Origin of the sequence: Gordonia sp. 'Campus', from assembly GCF_022206305.1 — a bacterium.
Taxonomy (GTDB): Bacteria; Actinomycetota; Actinomycetes; order Mycobacteriales; family Mycobacteriaceae; genus Gordonia.
Map to the genome: position 1 here is coordinate 52,815 of NZ_JAKOIW010000022.1, position 21,977 is coordinate 74,791.

Here is a 21,977-nt window from a genome sequence, read left to right on the forward strand (position 1 = left end):
GGGTTACTTCAGCTCGAGCAGCACGGTGCCCTGGGTGACGGCCGCGCCGGCCTCGATGGTGAGTCCCGTGACCACGCCGTCCTTGTGCGCGGTGACCGGGTTCTCCATCTTCATCGCCTCGAGGACGACGACCAGATCGCCGGCAGCGACCTCCTGGCCCTCCTCGACGGCGACCTTGACGACGGTGCCCTGCATCGGTGCGGCCACGGCGTCACCGGAAGCTGCTGCGCCGCCACCCTTCTTGCGCGAACGTGCCTTCGGCTTCTTGCGGACGACACCGTTGGCCGAGCCGCCGCCACCGAGGGCGAGGTCACCGGGCAGCGACACCTCGACACGACGGCCGCCGACCTCGACGACGACGTTCTGACGCGGTGCCGCGTCGTCCTCTTCGATGGCCTCACCGGCGGTGTACGGCTCGATCGGGTTGTCCCAATCGGTCTCGATCCACTTGGTGTAGATGTCGAACTTCTCGCCGTCGCCGATGAAGGCCGGGTTCGAGACGATGTGCCGGTGGAACGGCAGGACCGTCGCCAGGCCCTCGACCTGGAACTCCGCGAGCGCGCGGCGCGACCGCTCGAGAGCCTGCTCCCGGGTCTCGCCGGTGACGATCAGCTTGGCCAGCATCGAGTCGAACTGGCCGCCGATGACGTCGCCCTCGACGACGCCGGAGTCGACGCGGACGCCCGGGCCGGTCGGCTCCTTGTACACCGAGATGGGCCCGGGGGCGGGCAGGAAGTTGCGGCCGGCGTCCTCACCGTTGATGCGGAACTCGAAGGAGTGACCGCGCGGGGTGGGATCCTCGGAGATCTCCAGCTTCTCGCCGTTGGCGATGCGGAACTGCTGGCGCACGAGGTCGATGCCGGCGGTCTCCTCGGTGACCGGGTGCTCGACCTGCAGGCGGGTGTTGACCTCGAGGAAGGAGACCAGGCCGTCGCTGCCGACCAGGAACTCGACCGTGCCGGCGCCGTAGTACCCGGCTTCGCGGCAGATCGCCTTGGCGGACTCGTGGATCTTGGTGCGCTGCTCGGTGGTGAGGAACGGCGCCGGGGCCTCCTCGACGAGCTTCTGGAATCGACGCTGCAGCGAGCAGTCGCGCGTGCCGGCGACGATCACGTTGCCGTGCTGGTCGGCGATGACCTGGGCCTCGACGTGCCGGGCCTTGTCGAGGTAGCGCTCCACGAAGCACTCGCCGCGGCCGAAGGCCGCGACGGCCTCGCGGGTGGCCGACTCGAACAGGTGCGGGATCTCCTCGATGGTGTACGCGACCTTCATGCCGCGACCGCCGCCGCCGAATGCCGCCTTGATGGCGACCGGAACGCCGTGCTCCTTCGCGAAGGCGACGACCTCGTCGGCGTCCTTGACCGGGTCCTTGGTGCCGGGGGCCATCGGTGCGTCGGCCTTGAGCGCGATGTGGCGCGCGGTGACCTTGTCGCCCAGGTCGCGGATCGACTGCGGTGACGGTCCGATCCAGATCAGGCCGGCGTCGATGACCGCCTGCGCGAAGTCGCCGTTCTCGGAGAGGAAGCCGTAGCCCGGGTGGATCGCGTCGGCGCCGGACTTCTTGGCCGCGTCGAGGATCTTGTCGAACACCAGGTACGACTCCGCCGAGGTCTGGCCGCCCAGGGCGAAGGCCTCGTCGGCGAGCTTGACGAACTGTGCGTTCGCGTCGGGCTCGGCGTAGACGGCGACGCTCGTGAGGCCCGCATCCCGGGCGGCACGGATCACGCGGACGGCGATTTCACCGCGGTTGGCGATGAGGACCTTGCTGATTGCGGACGGTGTGTTCGCAGAGGTACTGGGCACTTGTTCTCCTGGGCCTTACTCGTACTCAGGTGCTCACGACGCGGGTGGCGCGCGCACACGATTGTCGGACAACGGTCAAGTCAGGGGGACGCCTTCGTCGGCCGGGATGCGGACGGTTCGGGCGCTGTGCGACACCGCCCGGGGGCGTGCGTCGCAACCTTCCGGGCAATACCCTAGCCCACCGAGCAATCGTTCGGTGGCGCCGTGGGTCACATCGCCGCGGAGAATGTGCTCGCGTCACCGAGGCTGCGGACGAGTTCGGCGAAATCGTGCAGGTAGGCGTGCACGGGACCGACCTGCGGGTCGATGTCCCACCCGTCCTCGGCATGGATCGGAGCGCCGCCAAATGTGACGTTTCCCTCATGTTGTGCCGTGTCGACCTCCGTCGGAGGGACGTCGGTCGCCGAGGTGGCGACCCCCAGATCGTGCGCGGGGGACTCGCGCGGGAAGCGCGCCGAATACCGCAGACCCGACGGCGTGCGGTTGATCCAGATGTAGACCTCGTGCGGGGAGTAGCTGTGGCTGCGGATGACCTTCGCCCGGCCCGCGTCGGCGGCGCCGGCACCCGGGGCATAGCGGGTGTCGATGAACGAGATCACGAACCTGGGTCCGCCCTCGTGTCCGATGAGATCGGCCACCCGCAGGAACGGGAGCGACGATCCCTGACGGCCACGCTTGAGTACGGCCGTCGACCGTGCCACCGCCTGGTCGAAGGTGGGGGAGTCGGACATGTCGAGACAGAACGGTGCGACGCCGACGAACCAGCCGAGCGAGGTCAGCCACCGTGCGTCGTTGCGCGTGTGACGGGGCAGCACACAGCGGAACTCCGGGTCGCCGGTCATCCGGTGATGCACGACGGCGAACGCGGCCAGCACTCCTGCGGTGAGCGTTCCCCCCGCCTCCGAACACACCGCGGTGAACCGGTTCGCCGTCTCGTCGTCGGCGATGACGCCCCACAGTGATTCCTGAGGAGCGGGGGATTCCTGAGGAGCGGGGGGCTCCGGAGGAGCAGGGGATTCCTGAGGGACCGGGACGGACGAATCGTCGTCGGCGGGGTCCCGTGCGAGCAGACCGGGCATGCCACCCCGACCGGTGCGGAGGAAGTCCGACCACACGCCAACGGCCGGGTGGTCTCCGCCGGTCTGATCGGCCTGGCGTCTCTCCTCCGCGCTGAAGTCGACGTAGCTGCCCACCTCCGGCAGGTTCGCGCTGCGATGCTCTCGCGCCGCGCGGTACATCGAGACGAGTTCCTGCTGCGCCATGATCAGCGAGTACCCGTCCACGAGTGAATGATCGGCGGCGAAGAGCAGCGTGAAGGACCGCTCCCGCCCGACCGTCGCGAAGCGGTAAGCGGGCCAGTGCAGTGGTGCGGTCGCGCGGTCGAAGGAGCCGGCCAGCTGCTCGACGAGCGGACCGGACTGGGCGAACCACCCGATCCGACCCATCTTCAGTTTCACGGTGCCCGGCGCGGTCGTCAGCCGCTGCAGACCCGTGCCCTTGATGACGACGTGACTGCGGAGCACCTCATGACGATCGATCCACTGGGTCAGCACCGAACGGATCGCCGGGATCGACAGGGGCTCGTCGAACTCGATGCTCAGGCCGAGCCACGACTCCCGTCCACCTTCACGCCGGGTGCGGAGCCGGTAGTCGAACGCCGACCGGAGGTGCTGCTCGTGGTTGTGGGAGGTCAACCGAGGGTCGAGATCCCAGTTGCCCAGCCCCCCGGCGACATACGGAGTCCACTCGACGAGACCGCCCGGGGCGATGGGTTCGTCGCGGATCTGGATGAACTTCATGCTCCCGAGGTGTCGGATGCCTGGGTGTCGGGCGCCTGGGCGCGGACCTGCGCCTTGATCCGGCCGAGCATGCCCGCCATGCCGCGCAGCCGGAGCGGGCTGACGGCACTGCCGAGACCGAGGTCGTAGTAGAAGTCCGACGGGACGTCGAGGATCTCCTGCGCGGACGCGGTGTCGAGACCCTGGTGCAGGATCGCGGCGAACCCCCGGGTCGTCGGAGCCTCGCGCGGCGCGCTGAAGTACAGGCGCACCGACGACCGGTCGGTCGCGTCGACCGACAGGAAGACCGGCGACTGGCACTCGGGTACCGGTTCCATCGCGTCCTGCTCGAGATGCGCGGGCAGGTCGGGCAATTCGCCGGCGAACTCGAGCAGGAGGGTGATCTTGTCGGAGTCGCCGAGTGCGCCGAAGTCGTCGACGATCTCGGCCAGGGCTGGAGGCAGGCTCATCGTGCGTGCAGGCTCACTTGGCGCCGGGCGCGTCGCCCGGCTCGTCGCCGACCGCGATCGGCACGCGCACCGCGTTGCCCCACTCGGTCCACGAACCGTCGTAATTGCGCACGCTGCCGTGGCCCAGCAGGTGGGTCAGGACGAACCAGGTGTGGCTCGACCGTTCGCCGATACGGCAGTACGCGATGGTGGGGGTCTGCGGGTCGAGACCGGCATAGATCTCGTCGAGCTCCGCCCGGCTGCGGAAACGACCGTCCGGCGCAGCGGATTTGGCCCACGGGATGGAGATCGCGGTGGGGATGTGTCCGCCCCGCAATGCACCTTCCTCCGGATAATCGGGCATGTGCGTGCGCTCGCCGGTGTACTCCTGCGGCGAGCGGACGTCGACGAGGGGTTGGGTGCCGAGGGCCTCGAGAACCTGGGGTGCGAATGCGCGGATCTTGCTGTCGTCGCGCTCGACGACCGGGTAGTCCGACCGCGGGTAATCCGGGACGTCGAATGAGGTGTCCCGATCCTCGGCCATCCACGCGTCCCGACCGCCGTCGAGCAGGCGGACGTCCTCATGACCGAACAGCGTGAACACCCACAGGGCGTAGGCGGCCCACCAGTTGCTCTTGTCGCCGTAGATCACGACGGTGTCGTCGCGCTCGATTCCCTTGCTGCGCATGAGCTCTGCGAACTGCTCACCGTTGATGTAGTCGCGCGTGACCGGATCGTTGAGATGCAGGTGCCAGTCGATCTTCTGGGCGGTCGGGATGTGGCCGATGTCGTAGAGCAGCACGTCCTCGTCGGATTCGATGATCTTGAGTCCCTTGGCGCCCAGATGCGCCGACAGCCACTGCGTGGTCACCAGCCGTTCGGGGTGCGCGTATTCGGCGAAAGCCGGATTCGGGTCGGTCTCAACGCTCACGGTGCTCTCCAGCTCGCTGTTCGGACGTCTCGTCTGTCTCACTCGGACCGTCACCGGCCTCGCTGATAAAGGGTAGGGCATCACCGCCGAGTCCTCGTCGGTGCCGAGCGCCGACGACGTCCCGCCGGGCTGCCGGTGTGCTTCAGTCGGACGACAAACCGCAGGTGACAGGGGTGTTTGGCTGCTAGATTCCCGGAATGATCGATCGACGTGGTCCCCGCCCGGTGCGCTGGGCGGTCGCCGTGGCCGCCGTGGTCACCCTGGCGTTCGCGAGCGGATGTTCCTTGATCCCCGGCGATGAGCAGGGTCCCGGACAGCGACCGTCGCCGTCGACCACCCCGAGTGCGAGTTCCAGCCCGAGTGCGAGCACCACCGCGACGCCGGACGACGCCGACCCGTCACGGTGCCGGCCCGACGACTGCCCCGCGCTTCCGACGCCCACAACGGACCTGACGACGAGCGGAGTGACCCCGAGCAACGTCGACACCGCGGTTCCCGCCTACCTGACCACGCTGCTCGACGACCTCGACCAGACCTGGGGTGGGTGGTTCGACGAACTCGGCTGGTCCGACCCCGCCCCGGGTCGCGTGCTGATCGAATCCGGAAAGTCCTTCTCCACCGAATGCGTTGTGGGTGACGAGGATTCCGACCCGGTTCCGATCCCGTCCGACGAAGCCAATGCGTTCTTCTGCGGGGTGGACACCGAGCCGAACGGAGACGGGACCCCGACCGAGGGCAGCGTTGTGCTGCCGGTGGACACCTTTGCCGCCATCTGGGACGGCAACGTCTTCGGCGTGCCGTCGCCCATCGTCGGTGACTTCACCGCCGCGATCGTCGTCGCCCACGAGTACGGCCACAACGTCGTGTTCCGGATGGCCGAACAGTTCGACATCCCCGACAGCCGACTCCCGAAGGGCAAGAACAGCGAACTGATCGCGGATTGCCTCGCCGCCAACTGGGGAGCCACGGCTTACCAGCGAGACGCACTCGGGGCCAAGGAGATCCTGCAGGTCGCCAGTCTGCTGCCGATCATCGGGGACACCGGCGGCGCCATGGGGCACGGATCGATCCGCGAACGGGCCACCGCGCTGACCGTCGGTCTCACCGGACCGCAGTTCAACCGGCAGGGACAACCCGTGGACTGCATCGACCGGTACTGGCCGGAGTTCTTCGAGGTGGAGTGACCCTTCGAGGCTCGCTCCGCTCGCACCTCAGGGAGCGGTTGAGCAGGCCGGGCTCAGGGAGTGGTTGAGCAGGGCCGGGCTCAGGGAACGGTTGAGCAGGGCTGGGCTCAGGGAGCGGTTGAACGGGGTTGGGCTCAGTGGGTCCAGAACTCGGCCACCGAGAGCCCGACCTCCTGCAGCAGGGTGCGGACCAGCGGCAGGCCGATGCCGATCACCGAGGACGGATCGCCTTCGATGCGCTCGACCAGCCAGCCGCCGAGGCCGTCGAGGGTGAAGGCGCCCGCGACCTGCAACGGCTCACCGCTCGCGACGTAGCGTGCGACCACGTCGTCGTCGGCGTCGGCGAAATGGATGGTCGTCGAACCGGTCCCGCCTGCGGTGGCGGGACGGTCGAGCCGGATCAGGTGGTGGCCGGTCAGCAACCGGGCGCTGCGGCCCCGCATCTGTGTCCATTGGTCAGCCGCCCGTTCGGGGGTGTGCGGTTTGCCGAGAAGGCGGTCGTCGAGGTGGAGCATCGAGTCACAACCGATGATGACCACGGCTCGACCGCCCGTGGCCGCGTCGGCGATCTCGGGTAGTGCTGCGACCGCTTCGGCCTTGGCCCGGGCCAGCTCGGCCACGACGACCTCCGGCGGGGTCGAGGCGGGTAGCCGATCCAGAAGCGCGTCCTCGTCGACCTCGGAGACCCGAACGACGGGTTCCACCCCGGCGGAGCGCAGGATTCGCAGACGCGCGGGGGAGGCGGAGCCGAGCACGAAGATCGGGCCGGTGGGTTCCGGCCCGATCCCGGGAGTGGTCGCCACCGTCAGTAGCGCAGGTTGGTGAAGCTACCCGGCCCGCCCCATTGCGGACGCAACCGGTCGATCGGCCGACCCCAGTCGTTGCGCGTCGTCGGCTCGGCGTCGCCGCCGCCCGACCCCGCGCCGGCGAGGACACTCACCAGCACGGCGATGTCCTCGTCGGTGGGATTGCCGTTGACGACCTTGAGGAACGGACGCTCCGAGGTGGTGGATTCTTCGCTCACGGCGTTCTCGCCTCCGGGGTTCTCGGTGTCGCTGTTCACGCTGCCGACTGTCACAGGGGGATGTTCCCGTGCTTCTTCGGCGGCAGATTGACCATCTTGCGCTCCAGCAGCTTCAGCGCGGTGGCGATCTGTCCGCGGGTGTGGCTCGGCGGGATGACCGCGTCGACGTATCCGCGTGCGGCGGCCACGTACGGGTTGACGAGGGTGTCCTCGTACTCCTCCTGCAGCTGCAGGCGCAGGGCGTCGACGTCCTCACCCTTGGCGGCGGCGTCCTTGAGCTGGCTGCGGTAGACGAACCCGACCGCGCCCGAGGCGCCCATGACCGCGATCTGGGCGGTCGGCCACGCCAGGTTCACGTCGGCACCCATGTGCTTGGAACCCATGACGTCGTAGGCGCCGCCGTAGGCCTTGCGGGTGATGACGGTGATCTTGCCGACCGTCGCCTCGCCGTAGGCGTAGAGCAGCTTGGCGCCGCGGCGGATGATGCCGCGGTACTCCTGGTCGGTGCCGGGCAGGAAGCCGGGGACGTCGACCAGGGTGACGATCGGGATGTTGAAGGCGTCGCAGGTGCGGACGAACCGCGCGGCCTTCTCCGAGGCGTCGATGTCGAGGCAGCCCGCGAACTGGGTGGGCTGGTTGGCGACGATGCCGACGCTACGGCCGTCCACGCGTCCGTAGCCGATGATGATGTTGGTCGCGTACTCGGCCTGGACCTCGAGGAACTCGTCGTCGTCGAGGATGCGGCGGATCACCTCGTGCATGTCGTACGGCTGGTTCGGCGAATCCGGGATCAGCGTGTCGAGCTCGAGGTCTTCTTCGGTGAGGGTGTCCTCGATGGAACCGGCGGCCGGCTGCGCGACCGGCAGACGCGGCGCGTCGGCGCGGTTGTTGCTCGGCAGGTAGCTGAGCAGCTCCTTGACGTACTCGAGGGCATCCTCCTCGTCGGAGGCGACGTAGTGCGCGGTCCCCGACTTCGACATGTGCGTGTGCGCACCGCCGAGCTCCTCCATCGTCACCTCTTCACCGGTGACCGTCTTGATGACGTCGGGACCGGTGATGAACATCTGGCTGGTCTGGTCGACCATGACCACGAAGTCGGTGAGCGCGGGGGAGTACACGTGACCGCCGGCCGCGGCGCCCATGATCAGCGAGATCTGCGGGATGACGCCGGAGGCGCGCACGTTGCGGTGGAAGATCTCGCCGTACAGACCCAGGGAGACCACGCCCTCCTGGATTCGGGCGCCTGCGCCGTCGTTGATGCCGATCAGCGGGCGGCCGGTCTTGATCGCGAGATCCATGACCTTGACGATCTTCTCGCCGTAGACCTCGCCGAGGCTGCCGCCGAAGACGGTGGAATCCTGCGAGAAGACGCAGACCTCACGGCCGTCGATCGTGCCGTAACCCGAGACGACGCCGTCGCCGAGCGGGCGGCGCTCGGCGAGACCGAAGTTGGTGCTGCGGTGCCGGGCGAGAGCGTCGAGTTCGACGAACGAGCCCTCGTCCAGAAGATGGGTGATCCGCTCGCGGGCGGTCAGCTTGCCCTTCGCATGCGTCTTCTCGACGGCGGCCTCACCCACCGGGTGCTTCGTCTCCTCGAGACGATTACGCAGATCGGCGAGCTTTCCCGCCGTGGTGTGGATGTCGGGGGCGGCGGCGTCGTCGCGTGAAGCAGTGGTCATGACTGACGATGCTAACTACCCGGGTGTGAGCCACGTCAACCGGATCAACGTGAGATATCCCTCAGGTTTCCGAGCGATCGGTCGGTGCGCCGACCGCGGCTCGTCGAAACACGCGGTACCCGACCGTTCCACCGAGCCGGACAGTAGGTTCGTTGTCCATGAGCCTCGACGCCGATCTGCTCCGCACCCGACTCGCCGACACCCGGTGGCACCGGATCGAGGTGGTCGACGCCACCGGCTCCACCAATGCCGACCTGGTGTCCCGTGCCGCCGACGCAGCCGTCGCGGGAACCGTCCGCATCACCACCGACCAGACGGCGGGACGCGGACGCCACGCGCGGACATGGACGGCGCCCGCGGGCACCCAGCTCGCCATGTCGGCGGCGATCGACGTCGGCGAGCACACCGAGGATCTCGGGTGGTTGTCCTTGCTGGCCGGCCTCGCCGCGGTCCGGGGCGTCGACGAGGCGATCGGGCTGCATCCGACCCTCAAATGGCCCAACGACGTCCTCGTCGACGGCAAGAAGGTCGCCGGGATCCTGTCGGAGTACACACGCAGCGACCACACCTCCGCCGGACCCGGCGGGATCGCCGTCATCGGCACCGGCCTCAACACGACGATGACCCAGGAACAGCTGCCGGTGCCCACGGCGACGTCTCTGCGGATCGTCGCCGGGCGGGAGGTGCCGCTCACCGACCTCGCGGCGTCCTACCTACGGGCACTCTCGGAACTGCTCGACCTCTGGCCCCACGACCTGGACGGTCTCGCCGCGCGTTATCGGGAGGACAGCGACACCATCGGACGGCGTGTGCGCCTCGTGCTGCCGGGCGACAAGGAGCTCGTGGGCACGGCCACCGGGGTCGACCGGTCCGGCCGCATCATCGTCGACGCGGACGGGCGTCAGGTGGTCGCCGCCGCGGGTGACGTGACGCATCTGCGGCCGGAGTGACTAATGCTGCAGGCTCTTCGACCCCATCGCGGGGATGATCGTCAACGGAGGCAGGCCGATGACGAGGTGCAGGATCGCGGTCTCGATGCCGACGGAGATCTGCTGATAGGTGAGGATCGGGATCAGCACCGCCGCCACCAGCAACAACCCCACGATCCACCGGTAGAACTGGTTGGGTGCCGGCGTGATCAGCTGCAGCACGTACCAGAGCGCGCCGGCCGCCAGCGCGCACAGGAACCCGACGACGCCGAACCAGATCTCGCTGGCCGCGACCGGGTTCCACACGCCGAACTTGCCCGATTCGTTCACCTTCTCGACGAACGCCGCGATGATCCAGGCGACCAGCCAGGCGGCGAGCCCGGCGACGACACCGGTCATCACGACGCCGCCCGCGAAGGTGACGGGGTTGACGTCGGGACCGCGCCGGGGCTTCGACGCCTGCCGGCCCTGGTCGTAACCGCCCTGGTCGTAGCCGCCCTGCCCGTGGACGCCCTGCCCCGCGTACGGGTCTGCCGCGTAGGGATCCCTGGCATAGGGGTCGTTCTGGCTGCTGTAGGCGCGTGACTCGGGGGTGTAACCGGACTCGTAGCGTGCGGTCCGCGGGTCGCGGGGATCCTGGTAGCTCATGGCGTTCTCCTCGCCGACCGGTCAGCGGATCTGCTGGTCGGATCTGATGTGGGGCCCTGGCGTGCTCACTCGCAAGGACGGCGGTCGGTCCTGTGGTTGGCAGTCTACTCAGGGGCGCGACGCGATCCGAGGGTCTCGGTGCGGCGCGTTCACGCGGGTCGGCCCGGCTCCGGCCGCCGCAGATTATGCTGGGCCGCATGGCCTACCCGCGGGAGAATCTGGCACAGGGCGAACGTGTGGTGCTCCATCGCCATCCCCACTGGAAGTGTCTGCTCGGGCCGTTCCTGCTGTTCGGCATCGTCACCGCCGCCGCGGGTGTGCTGGCCGGGGTCATCTCGTCGTCCTCGCTCGACTCCACGCCGCGGACCGTTCTCCTCGTCGCGGTCGGCGTGGTGTGGGCCATCGGCTTCTGCTGGTACTTTCTCCGGCCGTTGATGGCGTGGAAGACAACCCATTTCGTGCTCACCGACCGCAGGGTCATGTTCCGCAACGGCATTCTCACGCGCTCGGGTATCGACATCCCGATCCGCCGGATCAACACCGTCGAGTTCCGGCACGGCCCCATCGACCGGATGCTGCGGACCGGAACCCTGGTGATCGAGTCCGCCTCCGACGAGCCGCTGTCCTTCGACGACATCCCACAAGTGGAGAAGGTGCACGCAATGCTCTACCACGAGGTCCTCGACATCCACGGGGACGAGGACGTTGACCAGGACCGTCACCGGGAGGTTCCCTTCGATCACCGCGAGGGCCGATGACCACGGTCCTGCTCGCCGAGGACGACGCCGCGATCGCCGAGCCGCTGGCGCGGGCCCTGTCACGCGAGGGGTATGGCTGCGAGGTCGTCACCACCGGCGCCGACGCCCTCGAGAAGGCGTTGGACAGCAGATATGAGCTGCTCATCCTCGACCTGGGCCTCCCGGTTCTCGACGGGTTGGAGGTGTGCCGCCGGGTCCGTGCCCAGCGTCCGGCACTCGCGGTCCTGATGCTCACGGCGCGTACCGACGAGGTGGACTTCGTCGTCGGGCTCGATGCCGGAGCCGACGACTACGTCGGCAAGCCGTTCCGCCTGGCCGAGTTGCTGGCCCGCGTGCGGGCGCTGCTCCGCCGCCGCCAACCCGGCGACGTCGTGCTCGAAGGCGGCTCGCTGCGTCTGGACGCGCGGGCGCGCCGGGTGCTCGTCGACGGCACCGACATCACCCTCGCGAACCGGGAGTTCGACCTCCTGCGCTTCCTCATGGAGCGGGCCGGCGAGGTCGTCTCCCGCGAGGAGATCCTGACCGAGGTCTGGGGATCGGCCGACCTGCGGTCGTCGAAGACCCTCGACATGCACATCTCGTGGCTGCGTCGCAAGATCGGCGACGACCGCCACGACCGGCCCCGGCACATCGTCACCGTGCGGGGTGTCGGCTTCCGGTTCGATCCCTAGCGGCGATGCGCCGTCGCCTGCTGACCACGATGACCGCCGTCCTGCTGGCCGTCGGCGGTCTCCTCGGTATCCCGCTCAGCGTCGTCGCCTGGTGGTGGGTAGCCGACAACGCCCACCAGGACCTCGACACCCGGCTCAAGGTGATCGCCGACCAGCTCATCCGCCAGGAAGGCGACGACGGCCGGATGCCGCCGGATGCCCTCGATCGCGAGGCATTCGAGTTGTTGCTGCCACCCAACGGTCGCCTCACCGTCTCCTTTCCCGACCTCAGCGGCACCCAACAGCGCACCGTCGTCGGGGCCGAGATCGGCGGACCGCAGTTCTCCGAGTCGATCGCGCTGGGCGCCGCCGGTTCGCTGACACTGTCCATCCCGAGCGACGAGGTGCGCAACGACCAGTTCACCGCCGCGTCGATCGTCGCCACGATCGTCGTCGCCTCGATCCTCGGCGGGACACTGGTGGCCGCGGTGACCGCCGGCCGTATCGTCGATCCGCTGACCGACCTCGCCGACCGGGCCGCGACCATGGGCCGCGGCGACTTCCGCACGAAGTGGAAGATGTACGGCATCGCCGAGCTCGACCGGGTTTCGCGGGCTCTCGCGGACGCGAACACCGAACTCGCGCTGCGCCTCGAGCGTGAGCGCGAGGTCGCCGGCGACGCGTCGCACCAGCTCCGGAGCCGCCTCACCGCCATTCATCTACGGCTCGAGGAGCTGGCCCTGCACGACGATCCCGCCGTCGTCACCGAGGCCGAGGCCGCACTCGATCAGGTCGAGCGCCTGTCGACCGAACTCGACGAACTCGTCGCCGCCTCACGCGCCGACGAGCCGGCACCGGAGTTCATCGACGTGACGGAGATGCTCACCACGCTGGTCGGCGACTTCCGGCATGCGTTCGAGGCCCGGGGTCGCGAGCTGGTCGTCACCTTCGACGGTGCACCGCACGCGCTGACGTCCAAACCGGGGCGGTTGCGCGAAGCGGTCAGCGTGCTGGTCGACAACGCCCTGCAGCACGGACGCGGGACCTGCCGCATCCACGTGGGCACACTGCCCGCGGGCGACCTCGTGCGGATCACCGTCGCCGACGAGGGTGAAGGTGTCGCCGACGAGATCGCCGCGCACATCTTCCGTCGCGGATTCTCGGCCGGGCGTCGGCCCGGTGCCGGTCGCAGCGGCGTCGGTCTGTCCCTGGCGCGGGCGCTGATCGAATCCGACGGCGGCCGGCTCGAACTCACCGACCGTCGCCCGCCGGTCTTCGCGATCGTCGTGCCCGCCCGCCTCGTCAACGGTCGTGCCCTCCTGGGCAGCGACGGCGGTGACACGGAACTCGTCGACGACATCGGGGACGGCAGGATCGGGGACGGCAGGATCGGGGACGGCAGGGCCGGGGATGACAGGGGCGAATCGGGCAGTGCCGACGTCAGGCGTGGCCGAGTTCCTCATCGTTGAGTTCGAGGAGCGAGGGATGGAGGTCGGTCGAACCGGCGTCGCCGCCGCGCAACTGCTCTTCGGGGAACGCGAACTTGCGCAGGGCCCAGAACCGGAAGGCCATCTGCAGCAGGTTGCCGATGATGAAACCGAGCACGAAGTCGATGATCACGACCTCGGAGACGGTCAGGTTCGAGCGCATGTCGAAGACGTTGTTGGCGACGAACAGCGGGGCGGCCTGGAGGATGACCCCGATCCCACTGATCCCGAAGAACAGCATCGCCTCGTGATGGCGTTCGCGTCCGCCGCGGTTCTTGAAGGCCCACTCGCGGTTGAGGATGTAGCTCAGGATCGTGGCCAGCACACCGGAGATGATCTTGGCGATCACCGGCTTCGGCTCCAGGACCGTGAGGCTCAGGCTGTAGAAGATCGCGAGGTCGAAGACGAACGTGGTGCCGCCGACCATCGCGAATTTGATGAGTTCGTGGTGCCGCATGACGAGCCGACGGACCGGCGCGGGGAGGCGGGCGATCATCTCGTCGATCAATGGCACAAGATCCGAGTGTACGAAACCCTCCGGCGAACGCACTTCCCGGGCGGGACGTGCGAATGACTCGGGGCACGTGCCACGATGGTGCGCGTGAATCCACGCGAGCAGGTCGGCGGCGCCGTGTCGCCGACGTCACAGGTGCCGCCGGTACCCGAGACGGGACGCGCGGGCAGCCGGTCGTCGGGCATGCCGACGGTCACCATGATCGGTGGCGGCCAGCTTGCGCGGATGACCCATCAGGCATCGATCGCCCTCGGCCAGTGCCTGCGGGTCCTGGCCTCCTCGGAGTCCGATCCCGCCGCACAGGTCAGCGCCGACGCGGTGCTCGGTTCGCACGACGACCTCGACGACCTGCGTCGCGCCGCGGCCGGCTCCGTCGCCGTGACCTTCGATCACGAGGGTGTGCCGCTGCATCACCTGCAGGCGCTCGAGGCCGAGGGTGTCTCTGTCCTCCCGCCCTCGAAGGCCCTGCACTTCGCCCAGGACAAGCTCGCGATGCGGCAGCGCCTGGCCGAGCTGGGTCTCCCGGTGCCCGATTTCGCCGACCTGTCGGGGGATCGCGTCGCGGCGCGCTCGCGTCTGGTCGAGTTCGGTGAGGCCAACGGCTGGGACGTCGTCATCAAGGCCGTCCGCGGCGGATACGACGGCCGTGGGGTGTGGCTGGTCGACGGCGCCGACGACGCACTCGCGGTCTTCGACGCCTATCCCGATGACGCGCCCGCCCTGCTCGCCGAGCAGAAGGTGCCGATGCGCCGCGAGCTCTCGGCGATGATCGCGCGGTCGCCGTTCGGTCAGGGCGGGGCGTGGCCGGTGGTCGAGACCATCCAGCGCAACGGGCAGTGCGCCGTCGTCCTGGCGCCTGCGCCCGGGCTGGACACCGAGGTCGCGCAGCAGGCCCAGCAGATGGCGTTGCGGCTGGCCGACGAGCTCGGGGTGGTCGGGGTGATGGCCATGGAGTTGTTCGAGACCGTCGACGGCGAACTCGTCGTCAACGAACTCGCGATGCGCCCGCACAACAGTGGGCACTGGACCATGGACGGAGCGGTGACCTCGCAGTTCGAGCAACACCTGCGCGCGGTCCTCGACTACCCGCTGGGCAGCACCGCCGCCAGCGCACCGCTCACGGTGATGGCCAACATCCTCGGCGCCGAGCAGGCGCCGGAGATGTCGATGGACGAGCGGCTGCACCACCTCATGGCGCGGATGCCGGAGGCGAAGGTGCACCTGTACGGCAAGGGTGAACGGCCCGATCGCAAGATCGGACACGTGAACATCGTCAGCCGTGAAGGGGATTCGCCCGAGTCGGTGCGCGAACGTGCCGAGCGCGCGGCCCAGTGGATGTCGCAGGCGACGTGGACCGACGGATGGGATGAACATTCATGAGTGAGATGCACGGCCCGCGTGTGGGTTTGATCATGGGCAGTGATTCGGACTGGCCGACGATGAAGGCCGCCGCGGAGGCGCTCGCCGAGTTCGACGTGCCGTTCCAGGTCGGAGTGGTGTCGGCGCACCGCACACCGCAACGCATGCTCGACTATGCCGCCGGCGCCGCCGGTCACGGCATCGAGGTGATCATCGCGGGAGCCGGTGGGGCCGCGCATCTTCCGGGGATGGTCGCCTCGGCCACGCCACTGCCCGTCATCGGCGTGCCGGTTCCGTTGCGCCACCTCGACGGTCTCGACTCACTGCTCTCGATCGTGCAGATGCCCGCAGGCGTTCCGGTCGCGACCGTCTCCGTCGGCGGGGCCCGCAACGCGGGTCTGCTCGCGGTGCGGATCCTCGCGTCGTCGGATGCCACCCTGCGGGACCGCATGGTCGAGTTCCAGAAGGGTCTCGAGCAGATGGTGCTCGACAAGGACACCGCGCTCCAGCAGGAGCTGTTGGGCGAGTAGGTCTCTGGCGGGTCAATCCGGCCGTCGGAGGTCGAGCTTGTCGGCGAGGAACCGCAACACGCGGTCGTAGGCGTCGCGGGTGGGTTGTCCCGGTTCATCGATCAGATCCTCGGTCAGGACCGAATGGGGTTGGGGGAGCATCGAATCCGGGTTGCCTGACTCGTCGGGGAGTTCGACACCGATGAATGCGTCGCCGAGAACCTCGCGCAGATAGTCGAACCGGGAGCCGGGGACGAGTCGGTCGCCGGCGAAACGCAACCCCATCACCTCGAGCCCGCGGGCGCAGCGCGCCTGTACCAGCGCGAGATCGGGACCGCTCACGTCGATGGCGCGGGCTCGTCCGGGCAGCACCGCGAACGGTAGCGACGGCTGGGACAGCACCGGGGCGAGCATCCGCTCGTCGGTCGCCATCGCCAGCGCGAATCCGCCGGTGAAACACATCCCGACCGCGCCCACCCCCGGCCCGCCGCACCGGTCGTGTTCGCGGGCCGCCAGCGCACGTAACCACGATGCGACCGGAGACGTCTTGCCCGTCGCGAGGATGGTGAACTCGCGGCTGATGCAGGCCTTGGTGATGGTGCTCAACATGTGGGTCGCCGAGGCCACCGCACCGAGGTTGTCCGGTCGTGGGTCGCGACCGTCGACACCGAACAGCGACGGCATCACCGCGGTCGCGCCGGTGGCCGCGATCCGGCGGGCGACATCGGCGACCTTGGGGCTGATGCCGGGCATCTCGGCGATGACGATGACTGCCGGGCCCGTGCCCTTGCGGTGGACCCGGCGGGTGTCGCCGCACAGGGTGACGTCTTCGGCGTCGAAATCGTCGAGCGGGTCGTCGGCCATCGGTTCAGGCCCTGCTGAGCGTGCCGAGGAGCGCGGAGTCGAAGAACCGCCCTGGGATTCGTGCACCGGACGCGAGATCGGGGGAGTCCGACGGCACCACCCGGGGGCCGGTGACGCGGTAGTGCCGGTTCTTGCGGATCAGGCCGAAGTCGCCGGCCGCCTGCACGTTTCGGACCCAGTCGGTGTCCCGGCCGTAGGTGAGGATGATCGTCAGTCGGTCGCCGTCGACCCACGCGAGCACCGGGATCCGGTACAACGTGCCCGACTTGCGCCCGACGTGCTCGACCAGCGCGTACGGCGCCAGACGGGGTGCCCACAGACGTTGGATCGGGTTGGTGACGACCTTGTTGAATCGGGCGACCGCGCGGGGGATTCGCATGTCCCCACTGTGCCCGATCGGCGCCGACCTCGCCGGACTTCAGGACAGGATCAGCGTGGCCTTCTCCACCGCGGCGAGCGCGGACACCCGCTCCGGTGTCGCAGCGGTGATCTGAACGAGGCTGCCGCCCACGACGAACGGAGCGAGGAGGTGATCGACCACCCGACCGGCGGTGTGCCACGGCCGGGTCGACACCACACGGGCGCCGGGTCCGATTCCGTCGCGTTGCGCGGCCGCCCGGGCGGCGTCGAGTACGGCGGCGGTGGGGTCTCCCTCGAGCGCCGCCGGCGTCGGCCGGCGGGAACTGAACTGGTCGCCGTGCACCCGGACGACACTGCCGTAGTCCCCGACCCCGGGTGGCAGGTCGCGCAGCGGCAGCGCGAAAGCATCCAGCGAGGCCACCACGACCTCGTCGGCGTCCGGGTGGTCGTCGAGGCGGTCACGACTGGTGAACACGACCAGCGGGGTGTCGTCGTCGGTGTCGAGGTGCACGTCGGCGCCGGCCCAGAACGCACCGAGCAGGATGCCTGCGGTCTGCCAGTGTTCGGGCAGATCGACCGCGACGATGTCGCCCTCGACGACGCCGATCTCGTCGACCAGGTAGTTCGCGGTCTTGGCCGCCCAGTTGCCGAGCGTGGCGCCGGAGAGTTCGGTGCGCTCGCCGGTCGCGTCGTCGTAGTAGGTCAGCAGCGGACGAGTGTGGTCGGCGACCGCGTCGAAGATCGCGTCGGTGATGGTGTTCAGTTGACGCACATCGGCCCCTTGGTGCCCGCGTTGATCGGCGGGCGTTTGTTGCCGACGCGTTCGCTCGCCGGGGTGTTGTCGGTCTGATCGCCGGTGTCGCTGATCGAGCCCGGCCCCGCATAGGTGTTGGTGAGGACCACCTTCAACTGGTCGTCGCCGAGTGCGGGATCGGCCACGACCTCGGCGCCGCCGAGGTCCTTCGCGAGAAGCCGCGCGGCGTCTCCGGTCTCCTTCGCGTACACGATGGAGTCCTTGGTGTCGGCCTTGCCGCTCGACGTGGCGCCCACCTGAAAACCCTTGTTGGTCAGTATGTTCGCCACGTTCGACGCCAGACCGTCGATGGTTCCGGCATTCACGACGTCGACCTTGTAATCACCACGCTGCACACCCTGGGCCTGCTTGGGGGCCAGCAGATCGCTCGTGAAGTTCTGCACCTCACGGGGATCCACCTGCACAACGCTCTGCTGACCGTCTTCGCTCCAGCCCTGCTCGGTGACGATCGGGATGGTCGCGAACTTCACCCGGCCACCACTGAGATCCTTGAGCTGCTCGGCGAAATGGATGATGTCCCAGTCGTCGTCGATGACCACCGACCGGGAGACGGCATCCTGCAGCTCACCCAGCTTGCCGGGGTCGGTGAGCGTGCCCGCGGAGAGGATCTTCTGGGTCAGGGATGCCATGAACGCCTGCTGGCGGGTGATCCGGTCCAGGTCGCCTCGGGGGAGACCGTGACGCTGGCGTACGAAGCTCAGTGCCTTCGGGCCGTTGAGCGTCTGGCGCCCGGCCTTGAACCGCGCACCGCTGTAGGGGTCCCGAACGGCGTCGTTGAGACACACGTCGATGCCGCCGGCCGCGTTCGTCAGCAGCACGAAGCCGAGCAGCCCGACCTCCGCGTAGTGGTCGACCTGCACACCGGTGAGGTTGGCGACGGTGTCCACGAGGGCTTTCCGGCCGGCGAGGGTGCCCTCGGACTCGGCCTGCTCCTCGGACTTCCCGTCGCCGACGGCCCGCGCCCGTACCCCCTCGCGGGTGGTTCCGTAGGCGGCATTGATCTTGCTCATCCCGATGCCCGGGACGTCGACGTAGGAGTCGCGGGGGATGGAGATCGCGGTCGCCGACGAGCCGTCGTCCGGGATGCGGATGAGCAGGATCGTGTCGGTGTTGGTGGCGACCTCGTCGCCGGAACGGAGCAGTTTGAGTTCCTCGGGCGACAACGGGTTGCCCTTCGCGTCGGTCCGCGAATCGGTGCCGACCAACAGGATGTCGACGGCGCCGTCCTGGGCGCCGCCGCCGAGGTCGAGTCCGCCGAGCTGCGTGATGCGGGTCTGCAGATCCGACATCGTGTTCCACGCGTAGCCGGTGCACAGCAGCACGGCCACCGATGCCACCGCGACGATCGCCCGGCCCCAGCCCGCCCCCGCGGACCAGCCCGCCAGACGACTGCGTCCGCCGCCGGGTGGCGTCGTGGGAGGGGCCGGGACATCGCTCGCGTCGGGGGCGACCGCAGCGGACGGGGTCGCTGCCGCACCGGTGCGCTTCGGACGGTCGGCCTTGGGCCGGCTCTGGGCGGACTTGCGCGGGCTCTCGGCGGACTTGCGCGGGCGCCGGTCCGACTTGTCGGCCGTCGGGCCCGATGCGCGGGGGCGCGTCTTCGCATCGTCGGCCGCTGCTTCCCCGGCGGGAACCCGGCGCGTGTGGATCTCACCGGAGGAACGTCGGGTGGGACGCGGCTCGCTCGGCCGTGATCGCCGGGAGGGCGCGGGCTCGACCGCCTCGGGGGCCGCCCGGCGGGTGCCCGGGGCGCGTCGACCGGGTGTCCGGGGCTGGTCGCCGTGCATCGGCTCAGCGGGCCTCTTACGCGCACGCGGCGATCCGTCCTGCGCGTGTGAACGCTCCGGTGGCGGCTGGCGCCGACCGCGGTGCTGTTGGCTCTCGTGGTTCTCCGGGGGACGCGGGGCGCGGCGCCGCGGGGGCGGCGAGCCGAGCTCGCCCCCGGCGGGTTCGCGGCGTGTCCTGGGATCCTGGCGTGCCCTGGGGTCGTGGCGTGCCCTGGGGTCCTGGCGTGCACGGGGATCCTGGCGTGCGCCGGGTTCGCGTCGAGTGTGCGGATCGGAACCGCGTCGCGCATCGGGCGCGGGCTGGCGACCGTCGGGTCCCGACGGTGTCGCGCGCCGCGGTTGCGGACGCCCGCGACGGCCGTCGGATGGTGAATCCACTGGTGAACGGTCCCTTTCGCGGTTCGGACATCGGACCGGCGGTCGGCGCGACCTGCGGTGACGCCCGGGGATGTCGGTACTGATGTGAAAGACGGGTCAGTTGGTGTGCAGTCGTCAGGCTACTGAAGTGATCCGGGAATTCGAGAACGCAACGCCGGGGAGTCGAGTAGCCGTCGTCACGCCGAGCCCCGCCAGGTGCGGCACGATGGTGCTCATGCGCGTCACGCCCAGCACCCCGACCGTGTACATCGTCGGAGCCGGAGGACAACTCGGCACCGCCCTGCAGGCCGGGTCGGCCCGCGTTCCCGACTCCGTCGTCGTCCGGCCGCTCACCTCGGCCGACATCGACATCGCCGACGCGACGTCGGTGGCCGCCGCACTCGGTGACCTCGCCGAGGGCGACGTCGTCCTCAACTGCGCCGCCTACACCGACGTCGACGGGGCGGAATCCGACGTCGACGGAGCCCATCGGGTCAACGTCACCGGGCCCACGGTGCTGGCCGGGCAGACGGCGGCCGCGGGTGCCTGGCTCATCCACGTCTCGACCGACTACGTCTTCCCCGGGACCCCCGGCGCGTCATCGGCAGATGCCGGGTCGGCCGGGTATGAGCCCGACGATGTGCGTGACCGTCCGGCCACCGTCTACGGCGCGACGAAGCTCGACGGCGAGCGCGCCGCCCTGGCCGCGGACCCCGGCACGACCGTGGTGCGGACCGCGTGGGTCTACACCGGCGGACCCGACAGTCTCGACTTCGTCGGGACGATGCGACGTCTCGAACAGTCGCGGGACACGGTGTCGGTCGTCGACGACCAGCTCGGCTCGCCGACCTACTGTCCCGACCTCGCCGACGGTCTGTGGGAACTGGTCGCGAACGGGGTGCGCACACCCGGTTCGCGGCCGGACGCGGCAGGCTCGGTGCTGCACGCGACCAACGCGGGCAGCGCCACCTGGTTCGACGTCGCCCGGGGCGTCTTCGAGGAGGTGGGTGCCGATCCCGGTCGCGTCCTGCCGACCACGACCGCGCACTTCCCGCGGCCGGCGCCCCGACCCGCCTACTCGGTGTTGTCCGGACGTTCCTGGGCGGACGCGGGACTCACCCCGCTGCGCGGATGGCGGGAGGCGCTGCACGCGGCGATCGCCGCGCCGGACGCCCGCGACGGTTCGTTACCCTGAGCCCGTGTCTGTTCAGCCAGCCGTCGTGACGGTGACCTACTTCTCCGGTGACCACCTCGCGACCTTCCTGCGGAGCCTCGCCGAGGTCACCGACGAGATGCCGCAGGTGATCATCGCCGACAACGGTTCGGAGGACGGTGCGCCGGAGCTGGCCGAGAAGGAATACGAGACCGTCACGCTCGTGCGCACGGGCGGCAACATCGGCTACGGCGGGGCGATGAACCGCGGGGTCGCCGAGGTCGACCCGGAGGTCGACTACATCCTCATCTCCAACCCGGACGTCGAATGGAAGCCGGGTGCCATCGACGAGCTGATGGCGGCCGCGCAGCGCTGGCCGCGTGCGGGCTCGCTCGGACCGCTGATCCGCGAGCCCGATGGGTCGGTCTATCCATCGGCGCGCCGGGTACCCGACCTCGTGTCCGGGACCGGCCACGCCATCCTCGGCACGGTGTGGAAGTCCAATCCGTGGACCGCCGCCTACCGGGCGGACGACGAGACCCCGTCAGAGCGCCCGGTCGGGTGGCTGTCGGGGTCCTGCCTGTTGGTCCGGCGCGAGGCCTTCGAAGCCATCGGCGGATTCGACGCCCGGTACTTCATGTACATGGAGGACGTGGATCTCGGTGACCGACTCGGCAAGGCCGGCTGGCAGAACGTCTACGTGCCCACCGCGGAGGTGGTGCACACAAAGGGGCACAGCGCCGGTCGGCACCCGGAGAAGATGCTCCCGGCCCACCATCGCAGCGCCTACCGCTTCCAGGCCGATCGCAACCCCGGGCCCTGGCGTGCGCCCCTGCGCCTGGCGTTGCGTGTCGGTCTGGCGGCGCGATCCCGACTGGCCGTACGCGCGGCGCGCCGCGCGTCGGCGAGCGAAAACGCCCGATGAGTGCTGAAGTGAGTT

General features: G+C 69.3%; 22 protein-coding genes. 9 read left to right on the forward strand and 13 right to left on the reverse strand.

The window, feature by feature from the left end; all coding sequences use genetic code 11:
* Positions 1–3 precede the first annotated feature (3 nt).
* The 4 genes from MAY35_RS19865 to MAY35_RS19880 all read right to left on the reverse strand — a co-directional run bounded on the left by MAY35_RS19865 (position 4) and on the right by MAY35_RS19880 (position 4,961).
* Positions 4–1,803: an acetyl/propionyl/methylcrotonyl-CoA carboxylase subunit alpha gene (locus MAY35_RS19865; protein WP_238423009.1), complete on the reverse strand. Its 1,800-nt coding sequence runs from the start codon at positions 1,801–1,803 to the stop codon at positions 4–6.
* 209 nt (positions 1,804–2,012) lie between these two features.
* Positions 2,013–3,602: a condensation domain-containing protein gene (locus MAY35_RS19870; RefSeq protein ID WP_238423010.1), complete on the reverse strand. Its 1,590-nt coding sequence runs from the start codon at positions 3,600–3,602 to the stop codon at positions 2,013–2,015.
* On the reverse strand, positions 3,599–4,051 hold the full coding sequence (locus MAY35_RS19875; protein ID WP_238423011.1) for a SufE family protein: 453 nt from the start codon (positions 4,049–4,051) through the stop codon (positions 3,599–3,601). Before MAY35_RS19875 ends, MAY35_RS19870 begins: the two co-directional genes overlap by 4 nt.
* A gap of 13 nt (positions 4,052–4,064) precedes the next feature.
* Positions 4,065–4,961: a sulfurtransferase gene (locus MAY35_RS19880; RefSeq protein ID WP_238423012.1), complete on the reverse strand. Its 897-nt coding sequence runs from the start codon at positions 4,959–4,961 to the stop codon at positions 4,065–4,067.
* Between the two features lie 197 nt (positions 4,962–5,158).
* Between MAY35_RS19880 and MAY35_RS19885 the strand changes: the two genes are divergently transcribed.
* Complete coding sequence (locus tag MAY35_RS19885) at positions 5,159–6,145, forward strand: metalloprotease (RefSeq protein ID WP_238423013.1); 987 nt, start codon at positions 5,159–5,161, stop codon at positions 6,143–6,145.
* 134 nt (positions 6,146–6,279) lie between these two features.
* On the opposite strand, the gene MAY35_RS19890 is transcribed toward MAY35_RS19885, so the two are convergent.
* The 3 genes from MAY35_RS19890 to MAY35_RS19900 are packed head-to-tail and all read right to left on the reverse strand — an operon-like array spanning position 6,280 to position 8,848.
* Positions 6,280–6,948 (reverse strand): nucleoside triphosphate pyrophosphatase, encoded by a 669-nt coding sequence (locus MAY35_RS19890; RefSeq protein WP_238423014.1) that lies wholly within the window; start codon positions 6,946–6,948, stop codon positions 6,280–6,282.
* A 2-nt stretch (positions 6,949–6,950) separates the two neighbouring features.
* Positions 6,951–7,169, reverse strand: a complete 219-nt coding sequence (locus MAY35_RS19895; protein WP_238423039.1) for an acyl-CoA carboxylase subunit epsilon — start codon at positions 7,167–7,169, stop codon at positions 6,951–6,953.
* 50 nt (positions 7,170–7,219) lie between these two features.
* Complete coding sequence (locus MAY35_RS19900) at positions 7,220–8,848, reverse strand: acyl-CoA carboxylase subunit beta (RefSeq protein WP_055475049.1); 1,629 nt, start codon at positions 8,846–8,848, stop codon at positions 7,220–7,222.
* Positions 8,849–9,006: 158 nt separating this feature from the next.
* On the opposite strand from MAY35_RS19900, the gene MAY35_RS19905 reads away from it, so the two are divergent.
* A complete protein-coding gene (locus tag MAY35_RS19905) occupies positions 9,007–9,798 on the forward strand; it encodes a biotin--[acetyl-CoA-carboxylase] ligase (RefSeq protein ID WP_238423015.1) in 792 nt (263 codons plus the stop codon).
* Here the strand turns inward: MAY35_RS19905 and MAY35_RS19910 are convergent, their stop codons facing one another.
* A complete protein-coding gene (locus MAY35_RS19910) occupies positions 9,799–10,425 on the reverse strand; it encodes a hypothetical protein (RefSeq protein WP_238423016.1) in 627 nt (208 codons plus the stop codon).
* A gap of 197 nt (positions 10,426–10,622) precedes the next feature.
* Between MAY35_RS19910 and MAY35_RS19915 the strand changes: the two genes are divergently transcribed.
* The 3 genes from MAY35_RS19915 to MAY35_RS19925 are packed head-to-tail and all read left to right on the forward strand — an operon-like array spanning position 10,623 to position 13,302.
* Positions 10,623–11,183: a PH domain-containing protein gene (locus MAY35_RS19915; RefSeq protein ID WP_374237986.1), complete on the forward strand. Its 561-nt coding sequence runs from the start codon at positions 10,623–10,625 to the stop codon at positions 11,181–11,183.
* Entirely contained in the window at positions 11,180–11,854 is a 675-nt protein-coding gene (locus tag MAY35_RS19920; RefSeq protein ID WP_238423018.1) for a response regulator transcription factor, read from the forward strand. The genes MAY35_RS19915 and MAY35_RS19920 overlap by 4 nt, the downstream gene beginning before the upstream one ends.
* A gap of 5 nt (positions 11,855–11,859) precedes the next feature.
* A complete protein-coding gene (locus MAY35_RS19925; RefSeq protein WP_238423019.1) occupies positions 11,860–13,302 on the forward strand; it encodes a HAMP domain-containing sensor histidine kinase in 1,443 nt (480 codons plus the stop codon).
* On the opposite strand, the gene MAY35_RS19930 is transcribed toward MAY35_RS19925, so the two are convergent.
* Positions 13,274–13,834 carry a GtrA family protein gene (locus tag MAY35_RS19930; RefSeq protein WP_238423020.1) on the reverse strand — a complete coding sequence of 187 codons (561 nt, stop codon included), beginning with the start codon at positions 13,832–13,834 and terminating at the stop codon, positions 13,274–13,276. The genes MAY35_RS19925 and MAY35_RS19930 overlap by 29 nt on opposite strands.
* Positions 13,835–13,912: 78 nt before the next feature.
* Here MAY35_RS19930 and MAY35_RS19935 point away from each other — a divergent pair, with 78 nt between their 5' ends.
* The gene (locus MAY35_RS19935; RefSeq protein WP_238423021.1) at positions 13,913–15,214 is read left to right on the forward strand and encodes a 5-(carboxyamino)imidazole ribonucleotide synthase; all 1,302 of its coding nucleotides are present in this window, start codon (positions 13,913–13,915) and stop codon (positions 15,212–15,214) included.
* Positions 15,211–15,723: a 5-(carboxyamino)imidazole ribonucleotide mutase gene (gene purE, locus MAY35_RS19940; RefSeq protein ID WP_238423022.1), complete on the forward strand. Its 513-nt coding sequence runs from the start codon at positions 15,211–15,213 to the stop codon at positions 15,721–15,723. Before MAY35_RS19935 ends, purE begins: the two co-directional genes overlap by 4 nt.
* A gap of 12 nt (positions 15,724–15,735) precedes the next feature.
* Here purE and MAY35_RS19945 read toward each other — a convergent pair whose 3' ends face one another.
* The 4 genes from MAY35_RS19945 to MAY35_RS19960 are packed head-to-tail and all read right to left on the reverse strand — an operon-like array spanning position 15,736 to position 19,527.
* Positions 15,736–16,566: a dienelactone hydrolase family protein gene (locus MAY35_RS19945; RefSeq protein ID WP_238423023.1), complete on the reverse strand. Its 831-nt coding sequence runs from the start codon at positions 16,564–16,566 to the stop codon at positions 15,736–15,738.
* A gap of 4 nt (positions 16,567–16,570) precedes the next feature.
* The gene (locus MAY35_RS19950; RefSeq protein ID WP_238423024.1) at positions 16,571–16,945 is read right to left on the reverse strand and encodes a nitroreductase family deazaflavin-dependent oxidoreductase; all 375 of its coding nucleotides are present in this window, start codon (positions 16,943–16,945) and stop codon (positions 16,571–16,573) included.
* Between the two features lie 39 nt (positions 16,946–16,984).
* The gene (locus MAY35_RS19955; protein WP_238423025.1) at positions 16,985–17,698 is read right to left on the reverse strand and encodes a TIGR03089 family protein; all 714 of its coding nucleotides are present in this window, start codon (positions 17,696–17,698) and stop codon (positions 16,985–16,987) included.
* Positions 17,686–19,527 (reverse strand): LCP family protein, encoded by a 1,842-nt coding sequence (locus tag MAY35_RS19960; protein WP_238423026.1) that lies wholly within the window; start codon positions 19,525–19,527, stop codon positions 17,686–17,688. The genes MAY35_RS19955 and MAY35_RS19960 overlap by 13 nt, the downstream gene beginning before the upstream one ends.
* A gap of 583 nt (positions 19,528–20,110) precedes the next feature.
* Between MAY35_RS19960 and rfbD the strand changes: the two genes are divergently transcribed.
* Together rfbD and MAY35_RS19970 are read left to right on the forward strand one after the other, a co-directional pair.
* Positions 20,111–21,079 (forward strand): dTDP-4-dehydrorhamnose reductase, encoded by a 969-nt coding sequence (gene rfbD, locus MAY35_RS19965; RefSeq protein ID WP_238423027.1) that lies wholly within the window; start codon positions 20,111–20,113, stop codon positions 21,077–21,079.
* Between the two features lie 4 nt (positions 21,080–21,083).
* Positions 21,084–21,962 (forward strand): glycosyltransferase family 2 protein, encoded by an 879-nt coding sequence (locus MAY35_RS19970; protein WP_238423028.1) that lies wholly within the window; start codon positions 21,084–21,086, stop codon positions 21,960–21,962.
* The last annotated feature ends 15 nt before the right edge of the window (positions 21,963–21,977 follow it).